Source organism: Arthrobacter sp. SAFR-023 (assembly GCF_051965295.1).
Lineage (GTDB): Bacteria > Actinomycetota > Actinomycetes > Actinomycetales > Micrococcaceae > Arthrobacter.
The window spans coordinates 95,793-120,277 of record NZ_JBQCMF010000013.1 but is presented as its reverse complement, the minus strand read 5'-3'; the positions used below and the strand labels follow the sequence as shown (position 1 = coordinate 120,277).

At 67.6% G+C, this 24,485-nt stretch carries 21 protein-coding genes, 1 pseudogene and 1 riboswitch; of the genes and pseudogenes, 10 read left to right on the top strand and 12 right to left on the bottom strand.

Features of this window, described 5'->3' with window-relative positions; all coding sequences use genetic code 11:
- Nucleotides 1–130: 130 nt before the first annotated feature.
- The 4 genes from ACTHQX_RS15025 to ACTHQX_RS15010 all read right to left on the bottom strand — a co-directional run bounded on the left by ACTHQX_RS15025 (nt 131) and on the right by ACTHQX_RS15010 (nt 2,794).
- Complete coding sequence (locus ACTHQX_RS15025; RefSeq protein WP_440158279.1) at nt 131–532, bottom strand: DUF1508 domain-containing protein; 402 nt, start codon at nt 530–532, stop codon at nt 131–133.
- Nucleotides 533–859: 327 nt separating this feature from the next.
- Complete coding sequence (locus ACTHQX_RS15020; protein ID WP_440158277.1) at nt 860–2,068, bottom strand: O-succinylhomoserine sulfhydrylase; 1,209 nt, start codon at nt 2,066–2,068, stop codon at nt 860–862.
- Nucleotide 2,069: 1 nt separating this feature from the next.
- The gene (locus ACTHQX_RS15015; RefSeq protein ID WP_236805612.1) at nt 2,070–2,489 is read right to left on the bottom strand and encodes a rhodanese-like domain-containing protein; all 420 of its coding nucleotides are present in this window, start codon (nt 2,487–2,489) and stop codon (nt 2,070–2,072) included.
- The gene (locus ACTHQX_RS15010; protein ID WP_440158275.1) at nt 2,486–2,794 is read right to left on the bottom strand and encodes a DUF1737 domain-containing protein; all 309 of its coding nucleotides are present in this window, start codon (nt 2,792–2,794) and stop codon (nt 2,486–2,488) included. The genes ACTHQX_RS15015 and ACTHQX_RS15010 overlap by 4 nt, the downstream gene beginning before the upstream one ends.
- A 13-nt stretch (nt 2,795–2,807) precedes the next feature.
- A riboswitch (SAM riboswitch) is annotated at nt 2,808–2,922 on the bottom strand.
- 164 nt (nt 2,923–3,086) lie between these two features.
- Here ACTHQX_RS15010 and ACTHQX_RS15005 point away from each other — a divergent pair.
- The 3 genes from ACTHQX_RS15005 to ACTHQX_RS14995 are packed head-to-tail and all read left to right on the top strand — an operon-like array spanning nt 3,087 to nt 7,154.
- On the top strand, nt 3,087–4,382 hold the full coding sequence (locus tag ACTHQX_RS15005) for an NtaA/DmoA family FMN-dependent monooxygenase (protein ID WP_236805607.1): 1,296 nt from the start codon (nt 3,087–3,089) through the stop codon (nt 4,380–4,382).
- 40 nt (nt 4,383–4,422) lie between these two features.
- The gene (locus ACTHQX_RS15000) at nt 4,423–6,108 is read left to right on the top strand and encodes an aromatic amino acid ammonia-lyase (RefSeq protein ID WP_440158329.1); all 1,686 of its coding nucleotides are present in this window, start codon (nt 4,423–4,425) and stop codon (nt 6,106–6,108) included.
- Nucleotides 6,105–7,154 carry a PLP-dependent cysteine synthase family protein gene (locus tag ACTHQX_RS14995; RefSeq protein ID WP_440158273.1) on the top strand — a complete coding sequence of 350 codons (1,050 nt, stop codon included), beginning with the start codon at nt 6,105–6,107 and terminating at the stop codon, nt 7,152–7,154. Before ACTHQX_RS15000 ends, ACTHQX_RS14995 begins: the two co-directional genes overlap by 4 nt.
- Nucleotide 7,155: 1 nt before the next feature.
- Here the strand turns inward: ACTHQX_RS14995 and ACTHQX_RS14990 are convergent, their stop codons facing one another.
- Both ACTHQX_RS14990 and ACTHQX_RS14985 read right to left on the bottom strand, forming a co-directional pair.
- Nucleotides 7,156–8,253: an EAL domain-containing protein gene (locus ACTHQX_RS14990; protein ID WP_440158271.1), complete on the bottom strand. Its 1,098-nt coding sequence runs from the start codon at nt 8,251–8,253 to the stop codon at nt 7,156–7,158.
- Between the two features lie 167 nt (nt 8,254–8,420).
- Entirely contained in the window at nt 8,421–9,353 is a 933-nt protein-coding gene (locus ACTHQX_RS14985; protein ID WP_440158269.1) for an aminodeoxychorismate lyase, read from the bottom strand.
- Between the two features lie 96 nt (nt 9,354–9,449).
- On the opposite strand from ACTHQX_RS14985, the gene cls reads away from it, so the two are divergent.
- Nucleotides 9,450–10,922, top strand: coding sequence for a cardiolipin synthase (gene cls / locus ACTHQX_RS14980; protein WP_440158328.1), 1,473 nt, complete (start codon nt 9,450–9,452; stop codon nt 10,920–10,922).
- A gap of 3 nt (nt 10,923–10,925) precedes the next feature.
- On the opposite strand, the gene pabB is transcribed toward cls, so the two are convergent.
- The 5 genes and pseudogenes from pabB to ACTHQX_RS14955 all read right to left on the bottom strand — a co-directional run bounded on the left by pabB (nt 10,926) and on the right by ACTHQX_RS14955 (nt 15,878).
- The gene (pabB, locus tag ACTHQX_RS14975) at nt 10,926–13,034 is read right to left on the bottom strand and encodes an aminodeoxychorismate synthase component I (protein WP_440158267.1); all 2,109 of its coding nucleotides are present in this window, start codon (nt 13,032–13,034) and stop codon (nt 10,926–10,928) included.
- Nucleotides 13,035–13,180: 146 nt separating this feature from the next.
- Nucleotides 13,181–13,696 (bottom strand): annotated as a pseudogene (locus ACTHQX_RS14970) (low molecular weight protein-tyrosine-phosphatase); the annotation flags it as partial.
- 116 nt (nt 13,697–13,812) lie between these two features.
- Nucleotides 13,813–14,436, bottom strand: a complete 624-nt coding sequence (locus ACTHQX_RS14965) for a LysE family transporter (protein ID WP_440158266.1) — start codon at nt 14,434–14,436, stop codon at nt 13,813–13,815.
- A gap of 65 nt (nt 14,437–14,501) precedes the next feature.
- Nucleotides 14,502–15,314 carry a methyltransferase domain-containing protein gene (locus ACTHQX_RS14960; RefSeq protein ID WP_440158264.1) on the bottom strand — a complete coding sequence of 271 codons (813 nt, stop codon included), beginning with the start codon at nt 15,312–15,314 and terminating at the stop codon, nt 14,502–14,504.
- A gap of 51 nt (nt 15,315–15,365) precedes the next feature.
- A complete protein-coding gene (locus ACTHQX_RS14955) occupies nt 15,366–15,878 on the bottom strand; it encodes a MarR family winged helix-turn-helix transcriptional regulator (RefSeq protein WP_440158262.1) in 513 nt (170 codons plus the stop codon).
- 170 nt (nt 15,879–16,048) lie between these two features.
- Between ACTHQX_RS14955 and ACTHQX_RS14950 the strand changes: the two genes are divergently transcribed.
- On the top strand, nt 16,049–18,229 hold the full coding sequence (locus tag ACTHQX_RS14950; RefSeq protein WP_440158260.1) for an MMPL family transporter: 2,181 nt from the start codon (nt 16,049–16,051) through the stop codon (nt 18,227–18,229).
- Here the strand turns inward: ACTHQX_RS14950 and ACTHQX_RS14945 are convergent.
- On the bottom strand, nt 18,226–19,200 hold the full coding sequence (locus tag ACTHQX_RS14945) for an NAD-dependent epimerase/dehydratase family protein (protein ID WP_440158258.1): 975 nt from the start codon (nt 19,198–19,200) through the stop codon (nt 18,226–18,228). The two genes, ACTHQX_RS14950 and ACTHQX_RS14945, sit on opposite strands and share 4 nt — an antisense overlap.
- 162 nt (nt 19,201–19,362) lie before the next feature.
- Here ACTHQX_RS14945 and ACTHQX_RS14940 point away from each other — a divergent pair, with 162 nt between their 5' ends.
- The 5 genes from ACTHQX_RS14940 to ACTHQX_RS14920 all read left to right on the top strand — a co-directional run bounded on the left by ACTHQX_RS14940 (nt 19,363) and on the right by ACTHQX_RS14920 (nt 24,478).
- Nucleotides 19,363–20,085, top strand: coding sequence for a TetR/AcrR family transcriptional regulator (locus tag ACTHQX_RS14940; protein WP_440158256.1), 723 nt, complete (start codon nt 19,363–19,365; stop codon nt 20,083–20,085).
- A 138-nt stretch (nt 20,086–20,223) separates the two neighbouring features.
- The gene (locus ACTHQX_RS14935; protein WP_440158254.1) at nt 20,224–20,610 is read left to right on the top strand and encodes a hypothetical protein; all 387 of its coding nucleotides are present in this window, start codon (nt 20,224–20,226) and stop codon (nt 20,608–20,610) included.
- A 237-nt stretch (nt 20,611–20,847) separates the two neighbouring features.
- Complete coding sequence (gene dnaK / locus ACTHQX_RS14930) at nt 20,848–22,725, top strand: molecular chaperone DnaK (RefSeq protein ID WP_236805589.1); 1,878 nt, start codon at nt 20,848–20,850, stop codon at nt 22,723–22,725.
- 2 nt (nt 22,726–22,727) lie between these two features.
- Nucleotides 22,728–23,408, top strand: a complete 681-nt coding sequence (locus ACTHQX_RS14925) for a nucleotide exchange factor GrpE (protein ID WP_236805586.1) — start codon at nt 22,728–22,730, stop codon at nt 23,406–23,408.
- 95 nt (nt 23,409–23,503) lie between these two features.
- Nucleotides 23,504–24,478, top strand: coding sequence for a DnaJ C-terminal domain-containing protein (locus ACTHQX_RS14920; RefSeq protein ID WP_236805584.1), 975 nt, complete (start codon nt 23,504–23,506; stop codon nt 24,476–24,478).
- The last annotated feature ends 7 nt before the right edge of the window (nt 24,479–24,485 follow it).

The window sequence follows — 24,485 nt, the reverse complement described above, 5'->3', positions numbered from 1 at the left end:
CCTGTTACGTCGTGCGATACTCGAGCCGTGACGGCGTCGTACGAGTTCAGGGCGGCCTTATGGCTCTATCCGGGAGAGTCTGCATGGCACTTCATTACGTCCGCCAGTTACTGAGGAGCAGTTGCGGCGGTCACGCCGCCCCTGTCCACCGGGCCGGCTCGGCAGGTGCCGCCGGCCTGCACAGCGGCGAACCGGGAGCCTCCGAGGACGTACGCTTCTTGCCGAATCCCTGCCTGCGGTGGTCGGGCCGTGCCGGGAGAACCTGGGTAGGCGAAGGCGCGGGGGCCGATACGGCCGGCTGAACCGGAGCGGACTCTGTCACCGGGGCAGACTTGGTCGCCGGAGCTGCCGCAGTCGAGAGGTCCGTGATGAGCCCGGTCCCGGCGCATTCGCGTACGTCGGCGATGCCGGCCGCGGCCGCGCGCTTGTCCTCGAAGGGTGCGGAGATAGCCAGTACCGATCCATCGGGGGCCTTCAGCCGGAACCGGAACTGGGACTCTGCGTCAACAAAAACTTCGAATACTCCGGCCATGGCGGTCCTTCCGGTCAGGGAGGCTGCACGCAGCGTCTTCGCGGCCGCGGCCCCGAACGCATCACTGCGTCTGTCCTTGGGTGGGGTGCTGAACCGACAGGGATTGATCGGTTCATCGGTGTTATTAGAGTCTGCCCAGTGCACACGGAGCCTAACAAGACCATCTGTGTAAACCCTGGGTAAACCCTGCTGGTCCACCCACTAAACCGTGCCGCACCCGCGTTCTCAAGGACGCCGGAAATGAAGGGACGTGCAGCGCAACCGAGGTTCACAGCCGGCCATGGGAAGTAAGAAACAGCCGGCCCGGAAGAACAGGATTTAAGGAGGTCAGATCTGCTTGAGTGCCTGCTCCAGGTCCGCGACAAGGTCATCCGCGTCCTCCAGGCCGACGGACAGCCGCACCACTCCATCGCTGAGCCCGATCGCGGCACGTCCTTCCGGTCCCATGGCCCGGTGCGTCGTGGTGGCGGGGTGGGTGATCAGCGACTTGGCGTCGCCCAGGTTGTTGGAGATGTCGATGATCTTCAGGGCGTCCAGCAGCGCGAAGGCGGCCTCCTTGCCCGACTGGCCGGCCGCCGTCGCAAGCTCCAGCGTGAGGACGGTGCCGCCGGCCTTCATCTGCTTGGCCGCCAGTTCGTACTGCGGGTGCGACTTGAGCAGCGGGTACTTCACCCAGTTGACGGCGGGCTGGGCCTCGAGCCATTCGGCCAGGCGCAGCGCCGTGGCGGACGAGTGGTTCACGCGCAGCGCCATGGTCTCCAGGCCCTTGGTGAGGACCCAGGCGTTGAATGAGGAGAGGGCCGGGCCGGTGTGGCGCATGAGCTGCTTGACCGGGCCGTCGATGAATTCCTTGGTGCCCAGGATGGCTCCGCCCATCACCCGGCCCTGGCCGTCGATGTGCTTCGTGCCGGAGTAGACCACCACGTCCGCGCCGAGGTCTCCGCAGCGCTGCAGCAGCGGGGTGGCGAAGACGTTGTCCGCCACAACCTTGGCGCCGGCGGCGTGGGCGAGTTCGCTGACCGCCGCGATGTCCACGATTTCCTGCATGGGATTGGACGGGGATTCGAAGAAGACGGCTGCGGTGGGCACCGAGAGGGCAGCCCGCCACTGCTCGAGGTCCGGACCGTCCACGAAGACCGTCTCCACGCCCCAGCGCGGCAGGATTTCGTTGAGGATCACGAAGCAGGAGCCGAACAGGGAACGGCTGGCGACCACGCGGTCCCCGGCCCCGAGCAGGGCGCCCAAGGCGGTGAACACGGCGGACATTCCGGACGCCGTCGCAAAGCACGCCTCGGTGCCTTCGAGCAGGCGGAGCCGTTCCTGGAAGGTGGCCACGGACGGGTTGCCGTAGCGCGAGTAGACGAAGCGTTCGTCCTCGCCGGTGAAGGCGCGCTCCGCGGCTGCGGCGGACTCGTAGACGAACCCGGAGTTGAGGAAAACGGGTTCGGTGGTCTCTTGGAAATTGGTGCGGTCAAGCCCGCCGCGCACGGCCTGGGTGTCGGGGCTCCAGCCGGCGGCGTCGTGATTAAAGGTCAATTTAGTTCTTTCCCAGGTTCGTCGGCAGGCCGCGGTTCTTCCAGCCGTTCACGGTGCGCTCACCGTAGCGGTCAGGTTCGCCCTCGAAGCCTTCGAGCACGTTGTAGGAGGTGAAACCCGCCTGGGTGGCAGCGATTGCCGCGCCGATGGAGCGCTGGCCGGAGCGGCACAGGAAAAGCAGCTCCACGCTCTTGTCCTCCGGCGCCTGCTGCTTCAGCTGTTCGACGAAGTCGGAGTTGGGAATGCCGCCGGGAAAAGTCCATTGGATAAACAGGGGATCGTTGCGCTGGCTGTTCGCGGATACAGTTTCCGGGACGCCGATGTGCGCCCATTCACCCTCGGTGCGCACATCCACCAGGATGGCGCCCTCTTCGAGCTTGGCCCAGGCGTCCTGCGGGGTGAGGTCTCCGGCGTAGCTCATGCGTGGCCCTCGTAGGCTTCTTCGGCGAGGTCCTCGTCAGAGTCCAGCCGGTCAACGGCGGTGGCGACGGCGGCATCTGCACTGGCGATGGCGGCTGGCAGGATGAGGGCCTGGGCCACGATGACGCCGGTGCCGTTGAAGGTGGCGGCAGGGCTGCCGTGCAGCACGTAGCCCTCAGCCAGGGCAGCCGAGATGCGCTCACAGAACGCTCGGTCGTCCGGCCCCGTGATCAGGCGGTAGGACAGCTTCTCCTCGGGTTTATCCTGCTGGGATGGCAGTGTTGCAACGGCGGGGGCGTCTGACACGACGGATCTCCTTTTCTCACGCTTGCAGCTCGAAGTGGTCGATATGCCGAGTATTCACCTGAGGCACCCCGCCGGAGAAGGAGGGTTGCCGACCGGCCAGTCAGGGCTTAATACCGGTACTCATTACTCCCCAAAAACGTAACACTGACGACGGCGGGGCGCACCGCCGCCGCCGTCATCTTCCGTAACGCATCAAACCGCAACGGGAGGATAATGACGGGAGATGAACCGCCGTAACGCCGGATGAAACCAGGCCGCAGTGAATGATTCGACTCCGAATACAGTGACTCCCATGCTGCACTTTGGATGGTTTGTGGGCCATGGCTTCGGGGTCCAGGGCTGGGGGACGCCCGGCTACGGAATCGGCTACGACTGGAGGAAGCCCGCCCCCTACCAGCATGCAGTCCGCGAGTTTGAGCGGGCGGGGCTGGACCTGTTCATCATCGAGGACTCCCTCACCGTTCCGGACACTTACGGCGGGAGTGCGGAGGTCTCGCTGGCTCAGGCGTCCTTCGCGCCGAAGCACGATCCGCTGGCCCTGGTGCCGTATCTGCTCTCCGCCACGGAACACCTCGGCATTGTGCCCACCATCAGCGCCTCCTTCTACCCGCCGTTCACGGCCGCCCGGCTGCTGGCCACGCTGCAGCACTTCTCCAACGGGCAGCTGGGCTGGAACGTGGTGACCTCCGGTAGCGACCTTGCCGCGCAGAACTACGGACTGGACCAGCAGATCGAGCATGACCTCCGCTACGAGAAGGCCGAGGAGTTCGTGGACGTCGTGCGCAAGCTCTGGCGCAGCTGGGAACCGGACGCCATCCGGGAGGACACCCGGGCGGGAATCTTTGCGGACCACACCAAGGTCCGGCCGATCCACCACGAGGGGGAGTTTTTCAAGGTCCGGGGACCGCTAAACACGGCCCCGCTGCCGGAGGAGCCGGTGCTCGTTCAGGCCGGGGCATCACCGCGGGGCAAGGCCTTCGCCGGTGCGAACGCCGATGTTGCGATCGCCCTGGCCCGCGGCGCCGACGGCATGAAGGCGTACCGGGACTCCATCCGCGCCGAGGCAGCCGCGGCCGGCCGTAATCCTGACGACGTCAAGGTGCTGTTCGTCCTCAAACCCACCGTGACCGGCTCCAAGGCTGAAGCGGAGGAGCTGCGGGCGGCGCGCCGGGAGCTCACGCAGCGGGACATCGACAGCCAGCTCAACTCGATCTCCTACCTGTCCGTTATCGACTTCAAGCAGTTCGACCTCGACGCGCCCCTCCCCGAGCTCAGCACCAACAGCAACCAGGGCACCCTGGAGCACTTCTCCAAGGCCGCGCCCCCGGGTTCCACGCTGCGGCAGATCCTGCAGGCACGGAGCGGCGGCGCCGGCGACAGCATCATCGGCACCGCCGAGGAAATCGCCGACCACCTCGAGGAAACCGGGGCTGCAGTCGGCGGCGACGGGTTCCTCTTCTCCGGCTTCGTGGACCCGGCCACCGTTCACGGCGTGCTGGACAGGCTGGCGCCGGTGCTTCGCCGTCGGGGTCTGTTGCGGACAAGCTATGGCGATGGCGGCTTCCGCCGGAACCTGCTGGACTTCTAACGCCATGGCCAGGGCTGGTGCAGTGGCGGGGCCGGGTTCTATGGATGGGCGCGGGGGACGTGGCGGACTGGTGTCCGGCGTCCGGCGCGGCACATTCCTTATCGGAACGGCCCACCTCCGTGCCGACGACGTGGCTGCCGCGGCGGCCGATTCCGCAGTGGAGGTGGTCCTCAGCGCCGACGCCCTCGATCTCGTGGGCCTGTCCCGCGAGGTGGTGCAGGCGGCCATCGATTCCGGTCACCGGGTCTACGGCCTGAACACGCTGCTCGGCTCCGGCCGCGACACTGCCGTGGAGCAGGCATCCATTCTCGACTTCCAGCTGCAGGTGGTGCGCTACCATCACAGCGGCGTCGGCGCGCTGCTGGACCGGGATCATGTCCGGGCCCTGATCCTGGCCAGGCTCATCGGATTCACGCGGGGTGGCTCGGGGGTGCGCCCGGAAACTGCCCGCTTTTATGCCGAACTGCTCAACAGGGGCGTGGTGCCGGCCGTTCCGCGCGACGGGTCCGTCGGCTCGTCCGACCTCACCCAGCTGGCGGCGGTTGCCGCCGTCGCCATCGGCGAGGGGCAGGCGCTTGCTCCCGACGGCGGCCTGCTGGACGGCGCGGCGGCGCTCGCCGCTGCCGGGCTGGACCCGCTGGTCCTTGCGCCGGGCGAGGCCCTGGCACTGGTCAGCGCCAACTCGTATTCGATCGGTGCCGGCGTGCTGGAACTCCGCCGCATCCGGTGGCTCGCCGATTTGGCGGACACCGCGCTGGCGCTCTCGCTTGAGGCCACCGCAAGGTACGACGGCGGCGGGAATCTCAGCCCCTTTTCGCCGGCCGTGCAGTCGGCCAAGGCGGTTGACGGCCAGCGCGTCTCGGCGGCCAATGTCCGGCGCCTGGTGCGCGGCGGCTGGCTGGAGGACCCGCGGCGGCAGGTGTCGGTCCAGGACGCCCTGTCCTTCCGCGCGGCGCCGCAGACGCACGGTGCGTTCCGGGCCCAGGTGGCCGCGCTAGCCGAGGCGCTCGAGGTGGAACTCAACGGCCGGGGCGACAACCCGCTCGCGGACGTGGCCTCGGGCCGCATGGTGTCCGGCGGAAACTTCCAGCCAATGCAGCTCGCCCTGGCCTTCGAGGCGCTGCGGCTGGGGTTGGCGCACGTTGGAATCAGCGGCGAGCGGCGGATCGCCAAGCTCTATCCGCCGCAGCGCCTGATCCGGCAGCTCAACCTCGAGGCGGCCCGGGCCGGCACGCCACTCGCGTCCGAGGACCTGCCGGGACTGCTCTGGTACTCGGCCGCTGGCCTGCTGGCGGAGCTGAAATTCCTCGCGGCACCTGCCACGCTCGGAGCCCCTACCCTGTCCGCGGACGTGGAAGACCACTCCACGCTGGCCCCGCTGGCACTCCAGCAGCTGCAGCGCTCGGTGGAGGCTGCCGCCAAACTCCTCACCATCGAGGCGTTGACGGCCTCCTACCTGTTGGCGGAGGCGCAGGGCACCGACCTGCGGGAGGCGGAAATCCGGGAGCTCGGGGCAGGAACCGGCGCCGTCGTGGCGCGGCTGTCGGAACTGCTGGCCGGTCAACTGCCGGCGGCGGTACTGGTTGACAGTGCGCGTACGGCGCTGGGGGATTTGCTGGCCGGACTGCCGGAACTTGGGACACCGGATCCGGACGCTCCGGATGACGTGGGCCCCGGTGCCGGTGTTCCGGATGGCCGCCCGGATGCCGCGGGAGGAGAATCATGACCACCGTGACGGGAAGCGGCCGCCAGCCGAGGCATGTGGCGCCGATCGTGGATTCGGGCGCAGACGCCGACGTTGTGCTGGCCCGGGTGGGGAACACCCCGCTGGTGCCGCTGAACGTGCTGAGCCGCGGGCTGGGGAGCACCGTGTTCGTCAAGCTGGAATCGGAGAACCCCGGCGGTTCCATCAAGGACCGGACAGCGCTGAGCATGGTCCGGGCGGCCGAGCGGAGCGGCGAGCTGCAACCCGGCGGCACCATCGTGGAGAGCACCTCCGGAAACACGGGAATCGGGCTCGCCCTGATCGGGGCGCTGACCGGACATCCGGTGGTGGTGGTCACCGGTGATTCCATCTCCTCCGAAAAGCTGGACGCCCTCAACAGGTACGGGGCGCGGGTGGTGTTTACGGACTGGAGCGCGCCCTCGGACTCGCCGGACAATGCGCGGGCGGTCGCGGCCCGGATCACGGCCGAAATTCCCGGCGCGTGGCGTCCGCTGCAGTTCGACAACCCGGCCAACCCGCGGGCGCACTACGAGGGGACGGCGCCGGAAATCTGGGAGCAGACGGCCGGCCGGGTTACGCACTTCGTCGCGGGCGTGGGCACCGGCGGCACCATCACCGGGAACGGACGGTACCTGAAGGAGAAGTCCGGCGGGCACGTGGAGGTGATCGGCGCGGACCCCTACGGTTCGGTCTACAGCGGCGGGCATCCGGGCCCGATCCTGGTGGACGGTGTGGGCAACTCCTGGCCCAAGCCCGACTGGCCGAAGGTCTTCGACCGCGGCCTGCTGGACCGGTTCCTCCGGATTCCGAATGACGAGGTGTACACCACGCTGCACCGCCTGCTCAACGACGAAGGCCTGTCCCTCGGGCCGTCGTCGGGGCTGACGGTCGCGGCAGCGGTCCGGGTGGCCAGGGCGGCACCGCACGGGTCAGTGGTGGTGGCCATCGCCCCGGACACCGGCAGCAACTACCAGAGCAAGGCCTTCAACCCGGTGTGGCTGGCGGACAACCACATCCGCCTGGCCGCCGACCTGGCGGAGGACTAGCTCAGGAGGCAGGGCCGCTGGCGGCCGTCTCGCTCTCCGAACGGATCCAGGCATTCCAGTCCAGCGGGTGGACGGAGGGCCGGCCCAGCAGGTAGCCCTGCGCAGCCGTCATGCCAACTTCGGTCACGGCCTCGAGTTCCTCGGGAGTCTCGACGCCCTGGGCGCCGATGACGGCGTCCACGTGACGGGCGAGTTCACCCATGGCGGCGGCCCTTAAGCGCTGGCCGGGGGATTCCTCAATGCCGGCGATGAAGGTCCGGTCCAGCTTGATGATGTCCGGGTGCAGTTCAAGCACCTGGTCCATCGATGTAAAGCCGACCTCTGCGCCGTTCACTGCGATCCGCAGCCCAAGGCGCCGCAGGGGAGCGATGGCGGCCGACAGCGGCGCGTACTGCTCCGGAAGAACAGGGCCATTAAGGTCGATGACGATCCGGTCCATGGCCAGCTGGGAATGTTCCAGCAACCCCGGGATCCTTGGGTCCGCGCATGTTGCCGGTGTCAGGTTCAGTGCGATGAACATGTGATCCGGCACGGCCTGCGCCGCAGCAAGGGCCCGGTGCAGTGCCGCAAATTCAAGGTCGGTGCCCAGCCCCACGGATTGGGCCTCGTTGAACCAGTGGTCCGCGCTGGCACCATCGTCGGTGACGAACCGGGTCAGGGCCTCCACGCCGATCACGTGCCCCTCCGGAAGCCGGCGGATCGGCTGGAACGCGGTCATCAGCATCTTGTCGGCAAGGATGGCTTCAATCCGGTTCCTGCTGCGCCGGGTGAAGGGCACCGGCTCGGGAGCCGCCAGGTTCTGGGTGGAGACGCTCACCGGGATGGCACCGTCTTCGGCGTTGGCCAGCTCTGTGGTGGCCGTGAGGTGCTCGAGCAGCACGTGTTCGGGATTATCCGGATAGGCTTCGAACAGGGCCCGCAACTGGGCGCGGGGCCATGCGCTGGCCGGATCTGTTTCGGCGAGCAGTTCGGTAATGATCTGCTGGGCTTGCCAGCGCACACTGATTTCCCCCATGTCCCCCGGCAGCGCTGCCTGGGCCCCCCAGCCCGTGGGTAGTGAGTTTGTCAATGCGTGCAGGGAGTTGTCATCCCATGACATCGGCTATTCCTTTATACGTACTCATTCCGGCTGAGCCCGGAACCAGGCCACGTGCTATCACCGCCGCGGGGCGTAGGCAGTGGCCGTGGAAGAAGACTACAACGCAGGGCACCGGCTTGTCCCTCCTTTTTTCGAACGGTGCCTTTTCGTTATATGGGACGCCCGGGTTACTCGATTCCCGCGAACAGTTCGTTCAGTTCAGCGGTCAGTTGCTTGCGGAGTGCCGGCGTGCCGATTTCGCGGCCGTCGATGTGATTGACCGGCGCCAGGAGGCGGATGCTGGAAATCAGCCAGACGGCATCGGCGTCGGCCAGGTCCTGGGGCTTCAGCGGGCCGTAGCCCAGTTCCCAGCCGGCCGCCTTGGCGGCGGCGAAGAGGGCGCCCTGTGACGTTCCGGGGAGAATGCCGCTGTCCAGCTGCGGTGTGACGAGGCGCTTGACTGTTGTTCCGGCGTCGTTCTTCTCCACGTTCGCCAGCAGCACGGTGGACGTGGGGCCCTCCAGCACGCGGCCGTCCGATGACGTGAAGATGACATCATCCGCCCCTTGCTTATGGGCATGGCGCAGCGCAGCCATGTTCACCGCGTATGACAGGGTCTTGGCGCCGAGCAGCAGCCACGGGGCGCGCTCGGCCGCGTCACTGTCATAGCCGCGGTCAAGGAGGATCACGTCGATTCCCGTCTCGCGCTGGCGGCGTCCGGCCGCGGCCACAGGGGAGACCTGAACCCAGCAGGTGGGGGCGGACGCGCCCTCGACGCCGCGGGTAACAATGAGCTTAACCACGGCCTCGTCCAGCTCCGGGGAGGGCGCCGGGTTGTCGGAGCGGAACGCCGCGACGCCCGTCTCAACTGCCCGGCGCCAGCCGTCCGGCCCCGGAATCTCAAGGTCCAATGCCTGTGCCGAGCGGGCCAACCGGTCCAGGTGGGCCTGGATCTTCCGTGTGTGGCCGGCGACGGCGAGCATGGACTCGAACACGCCGTCACCGCGGGTGGCACCCAAATCAGTGGCCATCAGCTGCGGCTTTTCGGGATCGGCAATCCGCCCGTTCTCATAGTCCGGATCCAGGAACACCAGCACGGTGTGGGAGGTACGCGACGTCATGCCTCAAGCTTAGTGCGGCCGGTGCCCGATAGGCTGGCATCACCGCTCCATACGGAATGGCTGCGAGGGTAAGAAATAACGGGGGTTTCAACTGTGTTGTGGCCATTTCCGCTGGCGGAAACACTGCCGGCATGGCTGATCCTGCTGCTCGGCGGCGTGGATCTGGTCATCAGGGTCCTGGCTGTGGGCATTATTCCGGGCAACCGGCGGCCCACTACGGCCATGGCCTGGCTGCTGGGCATCTTCTTCGTGCCGGCCCTGGGACTGATCCTTTTCCTGCTCTTCGGTAACTTCAAGCTGTCGCGCCGCCGCACCGAACAGCAGCAGCTGGTCAACGAGCGGGTTCGTGCCGGCAGCGCGGCGCTTTCCGACGTCGCCAGTGAGTATTCCGGCCCCGAATGGGTCCGGTCCGCGGCCGAACTCAACCGCCGCCTCGGGTCCATCCCGCTGGTGGACGGCAACCACGTGGAGCTGATACCCGGCTACCCGGACTCCATCCGCGCCATGACCGAGGCGGTGCGGAAAGCCAAACGCTTCGTCAACGCCGAGTTCTACATCATGAGCACCGACCACGTCACGGACGACCTCCTCACAGCCCTTGAAGAGGCGGCGGACCGCGGCGTGCAGGTGCGAGTGCTGTTCGACCACATCGGAACCCTGCGTGTGAAGGGGTACAACAAGCTTCTGAAACGGCTCAAAGCGAGCCGCATCCAGTGGCGGCGGATGCTGCCGCTGCTGCCCATCCACGGCCAGTGGCGCCGGCCGGACCTGCGCAACCACCGCAAGATCATGGTGATCGACGGCGAAGTCGCGTTTACGGGATCGCAGAACCTGATCGAGCCCTCGTACAACAACCCCAGGCACCGCAAGGCCGGCCGGGAGTGGATCGAGCTGATGGCCTGCCTGCGGGGCCCGATCGTTCCCACGCTCAATGTTGTCTTCGCCACTGACTGGCTCAGCGAGACCGACGAGTCGCTCGAGGACCAGCTGCAGGCGACTGCCGAGCCGTTGCCGGGTGGCGTCACGGCCCAGGTGGTTCCCAGCGGCCCCGGCTTCACCACCGAGAATAACCTCCGGCTTTTCAACACGCTGATCTACTCGGCGCAGCACCGGATTTCCGTCTGCAGCCCCTACTTCGTGCCGGACGATTCCCTGCTCTATGCCATTACCACCGCGGCCCAGCGCGGCGTGGACGTGGAATTGTTCGTCTCCGAGAAGGGCGACCAGTTCCTGGTCCACCACGCCCAGCAGTCCTACTACGAGGCGCTGCTGCGGGCCGGCGTCCGGATCTACCTCTACAAGGCGCCGTTCGTGCTCCACGCCAAGCACTTCACCATCGACGACGAGGTGGCGGTCCTGGGCTCAAGCAACATGGACATGCGCTCCTTCTCGCTCAACCTGGAGGTTTCCGTGATGCTGCTGGGGGCAGCCGCCGTCAACAGCATGCGCGCGGTGGAGGACACCTATCGCGACATCTCACACGAGCTCCGGCTCGAGGACTGGATGCGCCGGCCCCTTGCGGCGAGGTACGTGGACAACGTCGCCCGCCTCACGGCCACGGTCCAGTAGGTCTCATTCCGGGAAGGTGGAACCGAGGGTGGAGAGTACGCCGTAGGCCTTGGTGCGGATTTCCTCGTACTCGTCCTGTGCCACAGAATCGGCCGTGATGGCCCCGCCGACGCCGAGGCTGAGGCGGACCTTTTCCCCCGCGGCGTCCTCCTGCACCACCAGGGTGCGGATGGCCACGGCCAGATCCGTGGCCCCGTTCAGCGAAAAGTACCCGATGGCGCCCGAATAGACCCCGCGCGGACCCTCCTCCAACCGGTCCAGGATGGCCATGGTGCTGACCTTCGGTGCACCGGTCATGGAACCGGCCGGGAAGCAGGCGGCCACCGCCTCCGCCCGCGGTGACCCCGGCAGGAGAACGGCGTCGATGGTGCTCACCAGCTGGTGGACCGTGGCGTAGCTTTCGATCTCGCACAGCCGGCTGACTGTGACCGACCCCGGCTGGGCGAAGTGGCTGAGGTCGTTCCGGAGCAGGTCGACGATCATGATGTTCTCCGCCCGGTCCTTGAGGGACGTGGCCAAATCGCGGCGGAGGGCGGCGTCGGTGTCCGGGTCAGCAGCCCGGCGGCGGGTGCCCTTGATCGGCTCGGCGCGCATGCCGCCGTCGGACGCTATCCGCAGGAAGCGCTCCGGCGAGGTGCTGGCCACCGTGACCCCGCCAAAGCGCAGGTAGCTTGCGAACGGCGCCGGGTTCCGCCGGCGCAGGGCAAGGTAGGCCGCCCACGCGTCGAGCGCATGCACCTCCGCTGCGAGGGTGGTGGTGAGGCAGACCTCGTAGGTGTTGCCCTCGGCAATCTGGTGCTGTGCTTCGGCGATCTTCCGCTTGTAGCCCGCCTCACTGTCCCGGCCGGCAAATGCCGGGGCCGTGCCATGGGCCGGCACAGCGGCAGCACCAGCGGCATCTGCGCCGGGAAGTACGACGCCGTTGCTGCCGCCGGCAACAAGGGCGCTAGCCACAGCATCCGTCACCGCCTCGCGGGCTTGGGCGAGCCAGCCGGCGGCGTCCGGCGCGTCGAGGGCGAGCAGCCACACCGTGTTGTCCGTGTGGTCCAGCACCACACCCCGGCCGGCGAAGATCAGCCCAGCATCCGGCGTCTCCGCGGGGACGTCCTGGCCGCCGGTCTCACGCTTCAGCTCATAGCCGAGGTAACCCAGCCAGCCCAGCGCGAAGTCGCACGGGTAGTCTTCCGGGCCGCGCACGGCCTTCCGTCCCCACACCGTCTCCAGCCAGCGGAAGAACGGGCCGGAGACGTTGGCCGTGGCGCACCCGGCGGTGACCTGGGTGACGCCGGAACTGTGCAGGACAGACTGGCCGAACGTGCCGCCGTCGTCCGCCAGAATGCTGAAGCGGCTGCGTTCCGCCGCGGGAGTTTCCCTGCCCGGAGCGGCCGCGTCCGGCCTGCTGGCCGTGCGCAGGGAGGAGTCCAGCCAGACCGCGTTGCCGGACGTTCCGTACAGCGCGCGGAAGAGCGCGGCCGGATCAGGGCTGGCCTCGATGCGCTCGGACAGCAGGCGCAGGCCGCGCCGCGACGAGAGCTCTGGAACCAGGGCTGTGGTGAGTGCCGGGAGGTAAGTGAGCGCCTGCAGGGCGTCCGCGGGGGCGGTGCCGTCCGCGCGGTTGAGGACCCGGACGTGGGCGTGCTGCGGGATGTCGTCCGCGGCCAGGAGCTCCTCCTCCTGGCCGGCCCACTGGTCCCAGAACGGCTCGTACGTGTCGCCGTCGCGTTCCAGTGCACGGGTGCGGCGCTCGCTGTCGGGGGAGTCTGCCCAGATGACGGCATCCAAAAGCGGCCGGGCGGCGGCAGCGGCCGCGCCGACGCCCTCGACAATCACAATCTCGGCGGGCAGCGTGACCCGCGGGTCGCCGTCGTTATGGTTTTTCCAGTCCCAGCTGACCCACGACGCCGCTTCGCCGCGGCTTAGGGGCGCCAGCACCGTGGTGATGTAGCGTTCGATGCCGGCGGACAGTCCGTCCCAGCCGGGATAGATGTCCTCCAGGTGGAACAGCGAGACCTTGTGGTGATTCCGCAGCGTGGCCGCGAGCTCGATGGCCAATGTGGTTTTACCTGCGCCGGACCGCCCGTCAATGGCGATGATCACAGGTGCGGGGGTCATGAAATAGAGCGTACCTGCTGGCTGTCCTGAACCTGGACGTTGTGAAGCGGACTGCTGCCGGCAGGGTAGCCGTGACGCTTGCCGTTGCGTGCCCGGTGCTCATCTATCCGGACCGGGGCCGCCTCATCGTTATCGCCGGCTGCCAGTGCCTCCGGCCCGATGGCATCCTGCACGTAGCGGACGATGCCGGGGACCGCCGCCTGGACCTGGTCCCACACGGCCTCGAAGTCAGCGTGGCCGCCGTACCAAGGGTCCTCGATGCCCTGCTCCAGGGGATCGCCGTCCGCCAGGGCGGGGTCGAAGCTGCGGAGCATGCGGATCCGGGAGAGCGCCTGGTCATCCGGGGCGGAGGCCCGGAGCCAACCGTAGTGGTCCACGTCCAGCGCCAGTATCAGGTGCCGCTCGGTGTACCATTCGGGGCGCCATTCCCGTGCAACGTGCCGGTCCGACAAAAGGTTGTGGGTGGTGAGTTTCCGTGCCGCCCGTGGGTCGATCGGACGTCCGGCCTCGTAGGCGGTGGTGCCTGCGGAATCGACGATCACGAGGTCGCCGAGCCCGGCTTCTGCAAAGGCGGCGCTCAGCATCAGCTCGGCCATGGGCGAGCGGCAGATGTTGCCGGTACAGACGGCGATGACGCGGTATGGGCTCGTCGTTGAGTTCATGGGCTAAGCATGGACGATGCCGGCCCCGCTTGGCTAGTAAGTGAGCTTATTATCGACAAGCCGCGTAAAGTTTGTCGGTTTTGCTGTCACAAAATTGCCATGGAGCCGGCCGAGGCTTAGTGGATGAGCGCCAGCAGCACGCCCACCGCGACGAACAGGACGCCGAAAATCCTGTTCAGCAGGGTTTGGCCGCGGGTGTTGTGGGTAAAGCGCTGGAAGGATTTTGCCGCCGCTGCGAAGAAGAACCACATGACGAGGACGTCGATGAGGACCACGGTTGCTGCAAGCACGGTGTATTGGGGCAGGAGCGGGCTGGCAGGCTGGATGAACTGCGGCATGAAGGCCAGGAAGAACACGATGGCCTTGGGGTTGAGCAGGTTGACCCACAGGCCCCGGCGGAACATGGACCAGGCGGGCTCGTTCCGGAGCGCGGCGACCTTCTCCTGGTTCAGGTCCGGCTTGCGCAGGAACTGCCGGATGCCGAGGTACACCAGGTACGCGGCCCCGGCGTAGCGGATGGCGTTGAAGGCCACGGGGGAGCCTGCAACCAGGACGCCGACGCCCAGGGCCACGACGACAACGTGCAGAATCAGGGCGGCCTGCTGCCCGAGGATGCCCCAGATGGAGCGCTTGAACCCCGCGGTCAGCGAGTTGCTCATGGTGTTGATGGCGCCTGCGCCCGGAGTGAAGCTGATAAGGGCGCCGGCGCCCGCAAGGGCCAGCCACAGGGAGAATTGCACCCATCAAGTTTAGTCGGTCTGCGGGGGCGGCTGCGCCACGCCGGGATTTACGCCGAAGTGCCGGCTCAGGCCCGGGCGATGACCTCTCCGTTGGGAATGAGGAACCAGCCGTCGTCGGTGGAGCCCCAGCGGTGCCAGCCTGCCGAGATGCGCGTGAGGTCTGCCTCCTGCGCAAAGCCGTACTCGAGGGCCTGCTCCGCGAAGGCCGAATGCAGCACGCGTTCGCCCCACACCCGTGCCTGCCAGCGGCGCTGCTGCCCGGTGGCGTAGAGCCAGTTGCTGCTGCTGGGCGCCACGTCCGTGAAGCCGGCGGCCTGTGCCCACGAGACCAGCCGGCGGCCGGCGTCGGGCTCGGCGCCGTTTCTCCGCGCGATCCGCTGGTAGAGCTCCATCCACTCGTCGAGCTCGGGAATGGCGGGATACCAGCTCATGCCGTGGAAATCCGCGTCGCGGACCGCGACGACGCCCCCGGGCCTCGCCACCCGCCGCATTTCCCGCAGCGCCTCCACCGGATCCGTCAGGTGCTGCAGGACCTGGTGGGCGTGGACCACATCGAAGGTGTCGTCCTCGAAGTCAAGGTCGTAGATGTTGCCCGCTACAAACTCCACGTTCCCAACGCCGCGGCTGGCCGCCAGTTCGCGCGCGTGGGTGATCACGTCGGGGGAGCGGTCCAGCCCCGTCACGTTTCCGGGCGCCACCAGAACCGCGAAGTCGCACGTGATGCTGCCGGGCCCGCACCCGACGTCGAGTGCTGATACGCCCCGGGTGAGGTGCGGGATGACGAATGCGGCCGAATTCTCCGCCGTCCGCGAGGCGTGGGCCCGGACCACGGACTCGTGGTGGCCGTGAGTGTAGACATCTTCCGGCTGCGTGCTCATAGGGAAACGCTACTCCTTCTCCGCACCTCGGGCAGGTAGCAGGAGAGTGCGTTATGGCGTGCCGGAGGCCTCTCGGCTGGCTTGGACCGTGGCCGCGATCATGGCGTCCATGAACCGGGCGGCCGTCTCCAGTTCCTGCGCATTGAACCCGGCCATGGCCTGGCCCATGTGGCGGGCAAGGGGCAGGAACATGGCGGAGCCGTCGCGGTACGCCTTCTCCGTCATCCGGAGCTGTACCTGCCGCCGGTCCTGGCCTTCGCGGACGCGGACCAGGTGTCCGGAGCCGCACAGCCGGTCAATCAGCGCCGTTGTGGCCGGGGAGCTGAGGTTCAGCTCCTTCCGCAGGGTTCCCGGAGTTGCGACGTCACCATTCGCTGCGTGCCGCATGACGGCGGCGAGGGCGTTGAGGTCCGTCCTGTGCATGTCGTTCCGGCCGCCCGCAGAGTCGACGTAGCGGTTGGCTTCCAGGGTGAACTCCTGAAGCAGCCGCACCAGCGGGTGCTGCGCGCCCGGGCCGGAGGGGGCCGGCCCGTCGGGCTGCCGCGTGCCAGGCTTCTCGGCCATGTCCACCTCCTCTGCTCGATGTTGCCTTCCGGAGTTTACCGCCCGCGAGCCCGGCCACGAGTCTGGCCGCCAGGGGAAAGTTGCTACATATCTCCATGGTAGAGATAGTTTATGCTGGAACCAATATCGACGACGGCCCGGATGGCTGTCACGGCCAGGAGGTCTTCCCCATGAACCAGCCAGCCCGCACGCCGAGCATCCCGTTCTGGCTTCGGTGGCTCATCCCCCTAGTCCTCGTCGTCGGCTGGGTTGCCATTGCCGGGGTCGGCGGACCCACGTTCGGCAGGCTCGATGAGGTCTCGTCCAATGACCAGGCATCCTTCCTGCCTTCCGGAGCGGAGGCCACCGAGGCCCGCGAGTGGCAGCAAAAGTTCCAGGACTCCGGCGAGGTGCCGGCCGTCGTCGTGATTGAAAGCGGCAGGGCCCTTACCCCTGCCCAGCTGGCAGCGGCCGCCGGCCTGAAAACCAGGCTGGAGGACCTTCGGGTGGGCAGCACGGTGGTGGGCCCGGTGCCGTCTCAGGACCAGAAGGCCGTGCAGTACATCGTGTCCGTTGCGGCCGCGGAGCCGGCGGACGCCGTCGAAGAGTTGCGCAGCGTGATCCGTGCGGACGCTCCGGACGGGACGCAGACGTTCGTCACCGGTCCTGCCGGGCTCGCGGCCGACCTCACGGGGGCCTTCGCCGGCATCGACGGCATCCTGCTGCTCGTGGCGCTGGCCGCGGTGTTTGTCATCCTGCTGGTTGTCTACCGGTCCCTGCTCCTGCCGTTCGCCGTGCTGCTGACCTCGGTGTTCGCGCTGTGTGCCGCCATCCTGCTCGTGTTCGGCATGGCGAAGGCGGGCTGGATCCAGCTCAACGGCCAGAGCCAGGGCATCCTCTCCATCCTGGTGATCGGCGCAGCCACTGACTACGCCCTGCTCTATGTGGCCTGGTTCCGTGAGGCACTCGAGCACACGGCCAACCGCACCGCCGCCGCGCTCACTGCCTGGAGGGCCTCCTTCGCGCCGATCCTGGCATCCGGGGCCACGGTAGCCATCGCCCTGCTGTGCCTGCTCTTTTCCGACCTCAACTCCAACAAGGCGCTCGGCCCGGTGGCCGCCGCGGGCATCGTCTGCTCCCTTGTCGCGGCGCTCACCCTGCTCCCGGCCTTTGCCGCACTCCTTGGTCGCGTCGCGTTCTGGCCGTTCCGGCCCAGGCTGCTGCCCGAAGAGGCGCGTGAGCCCGAACTGACCACCGGGCTGGAAGGGCAGAGGGGGCTCTGGCGGGCCACCGGCACGCTGGTGCGCCGGCGTCCGCGCACCGTGTGGGTGGCCTCTGTGCTCCTGCTGGTCGCGGCCTCGGCTGGGGTCCTGCAGCTCAAGGCCAACGGCGTGCCGCAGACTGCCGTCATCCTCAGCGCCTCCAATGCCGTCGACGGGCAGGATGCGCTGGCGCGCCATTTCGACGCCGGCAGCGGCAGCCCGGTGGTCATCGTGACCGGCCAGGCGAACGCTGGCGAAGTCCTGGAAAAGGTCAAGGCCACCGACGGCGTGGGGGCCGCCTACCCGCTGGCCGAAGGCAGTGTGCCCATCACGGGAGCCCCGGGAGCGCCCGCCAACCCGGCCGTGCGCGACGGCAGGGTGCTCCTCAACGCCACCCTGGACTTCGCCGCCGATTCTGACGCTGCGGAGAGCGCCGTGGCAGCGATGCGGGCCAGTGTAAAAAGCGTGGACGCCGATGCCCTGGTCGGCGGAGTGACCGCCACCGCCCTGGACACCAACACCACAGCCCAGCGGGACCTGGCCACCATCATCCCCGTGGTACTGGCCGTCATTCTGCTCATCCTCATGGTGCTGCTGCGGTCCATTCTCGCGCCCGTCCTCCTCGTCGCCTCGGTGGTCCTCTCCTACGCTGCCGCCATGGGCGTTTCCGCCCTCGTGTTCAACAACATCCTGGGCTTTCCCGGAGCCGACGCCACGGTGCCGCTGTTCGGCTTCGTGTTCCTGGTGGCACTGGGCGTGGACTACAACATCTTCCTGATGAGCCGGGTGCGGGAGGAATCGCTGAAACACGGGACCCGCGCCGGGATCCTGCGGGGCCTCGGCGTGACGGGCGGCGTGATCACGTCGGCCGGGGTGGTCCTGGCCGCCACGTTTGCCGCCCTGGGCGTCATTCCCATCATGTTCCTCGTGCAGCTGGCCTTCATCGTGGCCTTCGGGGTACTGCTGGACACCGTTCTTGTGCGCTCGCTCCTGGTTCCGGCCCTGGCCTACGACCTGGGTCCGCGCATCTGGTGGCCGGGCAGACTCGGCCGGCAGGATGCGCAGGAAACAAGCACGGTGGAAGGCCCGGCTGAAGTTGCCGTCCGCTAGCTTCCCGCCGCCCTCCCCGCCGGGGCCCGTCCCGTGCCGGCGGTGAGCTCGGAACGCCACCATTCCACGGTCGCCTTAGTTGCCTCGTGCAGGGGAGTCGGGCGCAAGCCCAGTTCCTCCTCGCTGGCCCTTGAATCCATCACGAACGGCCGCTGGAACTGGTAGAGCATGTCGCTGAGTTCCCGCATGTCAGCCGAGAACAGCCCCGCTGTGCGCAGGACCCAGCCCGGCACGGCCCGGACTTTCGGCAGGGGTGTCCCGGCAGCCGCGGCGAAGGCCTCGGCAATCCGGCGCTGCGTGAGCGGGGGATTGGTGGGCGCGTGCAGCACCCGGTTCCACAGCCCAGGCTTGGCCGCGGCACCGATCATCGCCGCTGCGAGGTCGGGAACGTACGTGAAGGAGTGCGGCTGGTCGGCGCTGCCCACCACCTGCAGCGGCCGCCGGGCCAGCACGGCGGGCACCATGCGCTCGCCGGCGTGGGCCGTCCGGACGCGCGGGCCGAAGAAGTCCCCCGCCACCACCGACACAGTGCCCGTGGCGCTCGCCTCCCGCGCCTGCAGCAGCGCCGTGCGGACGCCGCGCTTGCCGCCCGTCGCCTCCCGGGGGTTGTGTTCCGTCATCACCTCCTGCGGATTGCTGTAGGAGTAAAGGCTTTCGGGAAATACGACGACGGCGCCCGCCTCGCCTGCCGCCGCCAGGACCGCCTGCTCGGCGGCAGGCAGCTCCCGCTGCCAGGCGGCGGCGCTGTAGGACGAACCGTGGATGCAGTGGAAAACCGCCGCCGCGCCCGCGAATGCTTCCCCGAGCAGGCCCGGGTTGGACACGTCAGCCTGCAGTTTCTCGACCAGCGGGTGGTTGGGGCCGCTGCCTGAGCGGGTGAGGACCCGGACCCGCTTGCCCTGCCCCGCCAGCTGCTCTGCCACCGTCCACCCCACCGGGCCGGCGCCGGTGACCACATAAAGATCGGACATTGAAAGTTCTCCTTCTAGCTGGTGCGGACGGACGGACCCGGTGGGCTAACGTTTGTCTATGAGAGCACTGCTCTCGAAGTAAGGATGCGCTTGCCGGCAGCTAAAGTCAAGAGCAGTGCTCTCAATTGTTGACAGCGCTCTGATTCATGCCATGCTGGGCTGATGTCAGCCACTTCTCAGACTGCCAGCGGGGGACTCCGCACGCCCCGTGAACGGGCCCGGGCGCAGACCATCTCCGACATCATCCGGCTGGGCCGCCAGCACCTGGCGGAACACGGGGCCGCCGCCCTCTCGCTCCGGGCCGTCGCCCGCGACCTCGGCGTGGTCTCTTCTGCCGTCTACCGCTACGTCGGGAGCCGCGACGAGTTGCTGACCCTCCTGCTCGTAGATGCCTACAACGACCTCGGGGAAGCGGTGGACGCCGCCGTCGGTTCCGTCCCCCCGGAAGATTTCAAGGCACGCTTCGCTGCGCTGGCCCGCGCTGTCCGCGCATGGGCGCTCCGTGAGCCGGCGCGCTACGGACTCCTGTTCGGCAGTCCGGTCCCGGGCTATCAGGCTCCCGCGGAACGGACTACGGCACCCGGCATGCGGGTGGTGATCGGCCTGGTGCGCATCCTGGATGGAGCGCACCGCGCCGGCCGGCTTGCCGGGCGCGGGAATGTTGCGGTGCCCGCACCCCTGGCCGCCGACCTCGAGGCGATCAGGCGCGAGCTGGGCGTGGAGGTTCCGGATGCCCTGCTGGCCCGGGGCACCCTCGTTTGGACGTCACTCTTTGGCGCTGTCAGTTTTGAAGTGTTCGGACAGTATGGCGCCGGCACCTTTTCCGCACCCGATGAACTGTTCGAGCACCACATAGCCGTACTGGCGGATCTCGCCGGGCTGTAGCCGGGCCCCGTCGTCGCTGCCGGCACGACGCGCAGGGGGGCAGCCGCTCCCGCCCCTGTTGCTGCCCGCGCCAGCTGAGTAGACTGCCACTGCGCCCGGACCAGGCGCGCCCAGTCCTTTCGAAGGAGTGATCAACCGATGACCGAAAACAGTGAGTCCGGCGCCGCGGGAAAGGCCCACACCGGTTCCAAGAATCCGGCGCTCGAGGGGGACAGCGGCCAGTACGTTGAGGGTGACTACGGTGATGCCGGCGTTGCGGGGGAGAAAGCAGCCACCGAACCCCAGGGCGAATATCCGGTGGGTGATTACGGTGACGCGGGTGCGGTCGGAGCCCCCGCTGAGCGGGACGAAGGCGAGTACCCGGAGGGCGATTACGGCCGGGCCGGAGCTGTGGGCCAGGAGCTGCCCGGGGATGAGGAGGGCGAGTACCCGGAGGGTGACTACGGTGCTGCCGGAGCCGCCCCGGAAAAGGGTGCTGGGGAAGAACTGAAGAAGGGCGACGGCGGCACCTCCCCGGAAGGTTAGGCACACGTTCACGCTGGGCGAAATCAACCACTCCCAGCTCGACAAGCCCCCGGTTATCCGCGGATTTCCGCCGGGTGCCGGGGGTTTCCTGCGTCCGGATAGTGTTGCGCCGGTGCGAAGTTGAGCGTACCTGACTCAAGTTTGGATTGACTTAAATTCCGTGCGGAGTAAAGTTGAGTGCAGATCGCTCAAGGAGTGGGCGAGCCCAAAGTTTCCACGGAAAGAAGGAAGCAACACATGTCACGTGCAGTAGGTATCGACCTCGGAACCACCAACTCCGTCGTCTCCGTTCTCGAAGGTGGCGAGCCCACCGTTATTGCCAACGCCGAGGGTGGCCGCACCACGCCGTCGGTCGTTGCGTTCTCCAAGTCCGGCGAAGTCCTGGTTGGCGAAATCGCCAAGCGCCAGGCGGTCAACAACATCGACCGCACCATCGCCTCCGTCAAGCGCCACATGGGCACCGACTGGTCCGTCGCCATCGACGACAAGAAGTACACGGCCCAGGAAATCTCCGCCCGTGTCCTCATGAAGCTGAAGAATGACGCCGAGTCCTACCTTGGCGAAAAGGTCACCGACGCTGTGATCACCGTTCCCGCCTACTTCAACGACGCCGAGCGCCAGGCCACCAAGGAAGCCGGCGAGATCGCCGGCCTGAACGTCCTCCGCATTGTCAACGAGCCCACCGCGGCCGCCCTGGCCTACGGCCTGGACAAGGGCAAGGAAGACGAACTCATCCTGGTCTTCGACCTCGGTGGCGGAACGTTCGACGTCTCCCTGCTCGAAGTCGGCAAGGACGAGGACGACTTCTCCACCATCCAGGTGCGCGCCACCGCCGGTGACAACCGCCTCGGCGGCGACGACTGGGACAACCGCGTCGTCGATTACCTGCTGAACCAGCTGAAGGTCAAGGGCATCGACCTCTCCAAGGACAAGATCGCCCTGCAGCGCCTCCGCGAAGCCGCCGAGCAGGCGAAGAAGGAACTTTCCTCCTCCTCCAGCACCAACGTCTCGCTGCAGTACCTCTCCGTCACCCCGGACGGCCCGGTCCACCTGGACGAGCAGCTGACCCGCGCCAAGTTCCAGGACCTCACCAAGGACCTGCTCGAGCGCACCAAGAAGCCGTTCCACGACGTCATCAAGGAAGCCGGCATCAAGCTGTCCGAGATCGACCACATCGTGCTCGTCGGCGGTTCCACCCGCATGCCCGCCGTTTCCGAGCTGGTTAAGGAACTGGCCGGCGGCAAGGAGCCCAACAAGGGGGTCAACCCGGATGAGGTCGTCGCCGTGGGCGCCGCACTGCAGGCCGGCGTGCTGAAGGGCGAGCGCAAGGACGTCCTCCTGATCGACGTCACCCCGCTGTCCCTCGGCATCGAAACCAAGGGCGGCGTCATGACGCACCTGATCGAGCGCAACACGGCCATCCCCACCAAGCGGTCCGAGACCTTCACCACGGCTGACGACAACCAGCCGTCCGTGGCCATCCAGGTCTTCCAGGGTGAGCGTGAGTTCACCCGCGACAACAAGCCGCTGGGCACGTTCGAGCTGACCGGCATCGCACCGGCTCCGCGCGGCGTCCCTCAGGTCGAGGTCACCTTCGATATCGACGCCAACGGCATCGTTCACGTTTCGGCGAAGGACAAGGGCACCGGCAAGGAACAGTCCATGACCATCACCGGCGGCACGGCGCTCTCCAAGGAAGACATTGACCGCATGGTCAAGGACGCCGAGGAGCACGCAGCCGAGGACAAGGCCCGCCGCGAGGCCACCGACACCCGTAACACCGCAGAGCAGCTCGCCTACTCCGTGGACAAGCTGATCGCCGACAACAGCGACAAGCTGCCGGAAGAGGTCAAGACCGAGGTCCAGGCCGACGTGGACGCCCTCAAGAAGGCCCTCGAGGGGACCGATGACGCCGCCGTCAAGACCGCGTTTGAGAAGCTGCAGGCTTCCCAGACCAAGCTTGGCGAGGCCATCTACGCCCAGGCAGGTTCCCCGGACGGCGCCACCGGCGCTGCGGGTGCCGAAGGTGCAGCTGGTGGTGCCGCAGGCGGCGACGGCAAGGCTGACGAGGATATCGTCGACGCCGAGATCGTCGACGAAGAAGAGAAGAAGTAACCATGCCGCATCACGGTAACGAAGAAGAGCACAACTCTTCCCGAGACCAGAGCAGCAGCAACCGTGACGAGCCGGTCATCCGGGACCACCGCAAGGTGGACCCGGTGACCGGGGAGGCCCGGCACCCGGAGGGCGGGCAGTCCTCGGACACCAGCCCGGCGGATTCCGACGGCGACGCCCTCGCCCAGGCTGAGGAAATCCTCAACCAGGTCGAGGTTCCCGCCGAGGAGTCCGTGGCGCAGGGGGTTTCGACGGGCTCAACCACCGGCGCCGAGGCGGCGGAGCTGAAGAACGACCTGCTCCGCCTGCAGGCCGAGTACGTCAACTACCGCAAGCGGGTTGAACGCGACCGTGCCGTAGCAGGGGAGATGGCCGTCGTCGGCGTCCTGAACTCCCTGCTGCCGGTGTTGGACGACGTCGACGCTGCCCGCCAGCACGGTGACCTCGCGGACGGCCCGTTCGCCGCGATCGCCACCAAACTGGAGAATGCGCTGAAGACGTACGGCCTGACCCGCATCGATGAGACCGGCGTGGAGTTCGATCCGACCATTCACGAGGCCCTCATCCAGCAGCCCGGCGACGACATCGAGGTTGACACCGTCAGCCAGGTGCTCCGCTCCGGCTACAAGTCAGGCGAGCGGGTTCTCCGGGCAGCCCAGGTTATCGTCGCAGTTCCCGCGTAGCATTACCCCCATCGAGATGGCAGTTCGCAGCAGTGTTGGGCAACCGCATTGCTGTGAACTGCCATTTCGGCTCAGATTTTTGAAAGGAAACGCCATTGGCTAGCCAGGACTGGGTGGACAAGGACTTCTACAAGATCCTTGGTGTTGCCAAGGACGCTTCCGACGCTGACATTAAGAAGGCTTACCGGAAGCTCGCGCGGCAGTACCACCCCGATACGAACTCCGGGGATAGTGCTGCGGAGAAGAAGTTCAAGGACATCTCCGAGGCGTACTCCGTCCTGTCGGATCCTGATGAGCGGCAGCAGTATGACGCCATCCGGGCCATGGGCGGCGGTGCGCGCTTTGCCCCGCACGGTGCGGGCAGCACGGCGAACGGCGGCTTCGAGGACCTTTTCGGCGGCCTGTTCACCGGCGGCGGCCGCCAGCCCGGCGGGTTCAGCACCGCTGGCGGCGTCCCGCCCGAGTTCGCCGACCTGTTTGGCGGCGGCTTCGGGGGCGGCCCGGCCGGCTACCAGCGCGCCCCGCAGAAGGGCGCCGACCGGACGGCCAGCACCAGCATCTCCTTCGCCGGGTCCATCCGCGGCACCACCATCGGGCTGCGTGAACCGGACGGCGAGGTCATTGACGTCCGGGTGCCCGCGGGCATCAAGGACGGCCAGAAGGTGCGCGTCCGCGGCAAGGGCCAGTACGGCCCTGCGGGCAACGGTGACCTGCTGGTCACGGTCAACGTCAAGGCCCATGACTTTTACACCCGCGACGGCGACAACCTCCGGATCCACGTGCCCGTCAGCTTCCCCGAGGCTGCTTTGGGCGCCGACATCGAGGTTCCCACGATCGACGGCGAACACGTCCGGGTCCGCGTTCCCGCCGGTACTCCGTCGGGGCGCACGCTCCGGGTGAAGGGCCGCGGCGTAAAGACGTCGAAGGCTACCGGTGACCTGCTGGTGACCATCGACGTCGCCGTACCGCAAAACCTGAGCAAGGAAGCGGAGGAGGCCGTGAAAGCATTTGCGGCCGCCACCACCGGCGCGGACGTCCGCCAGGGCCTGGCAGCCAAAGCCCGGCTTTAGCGACGGG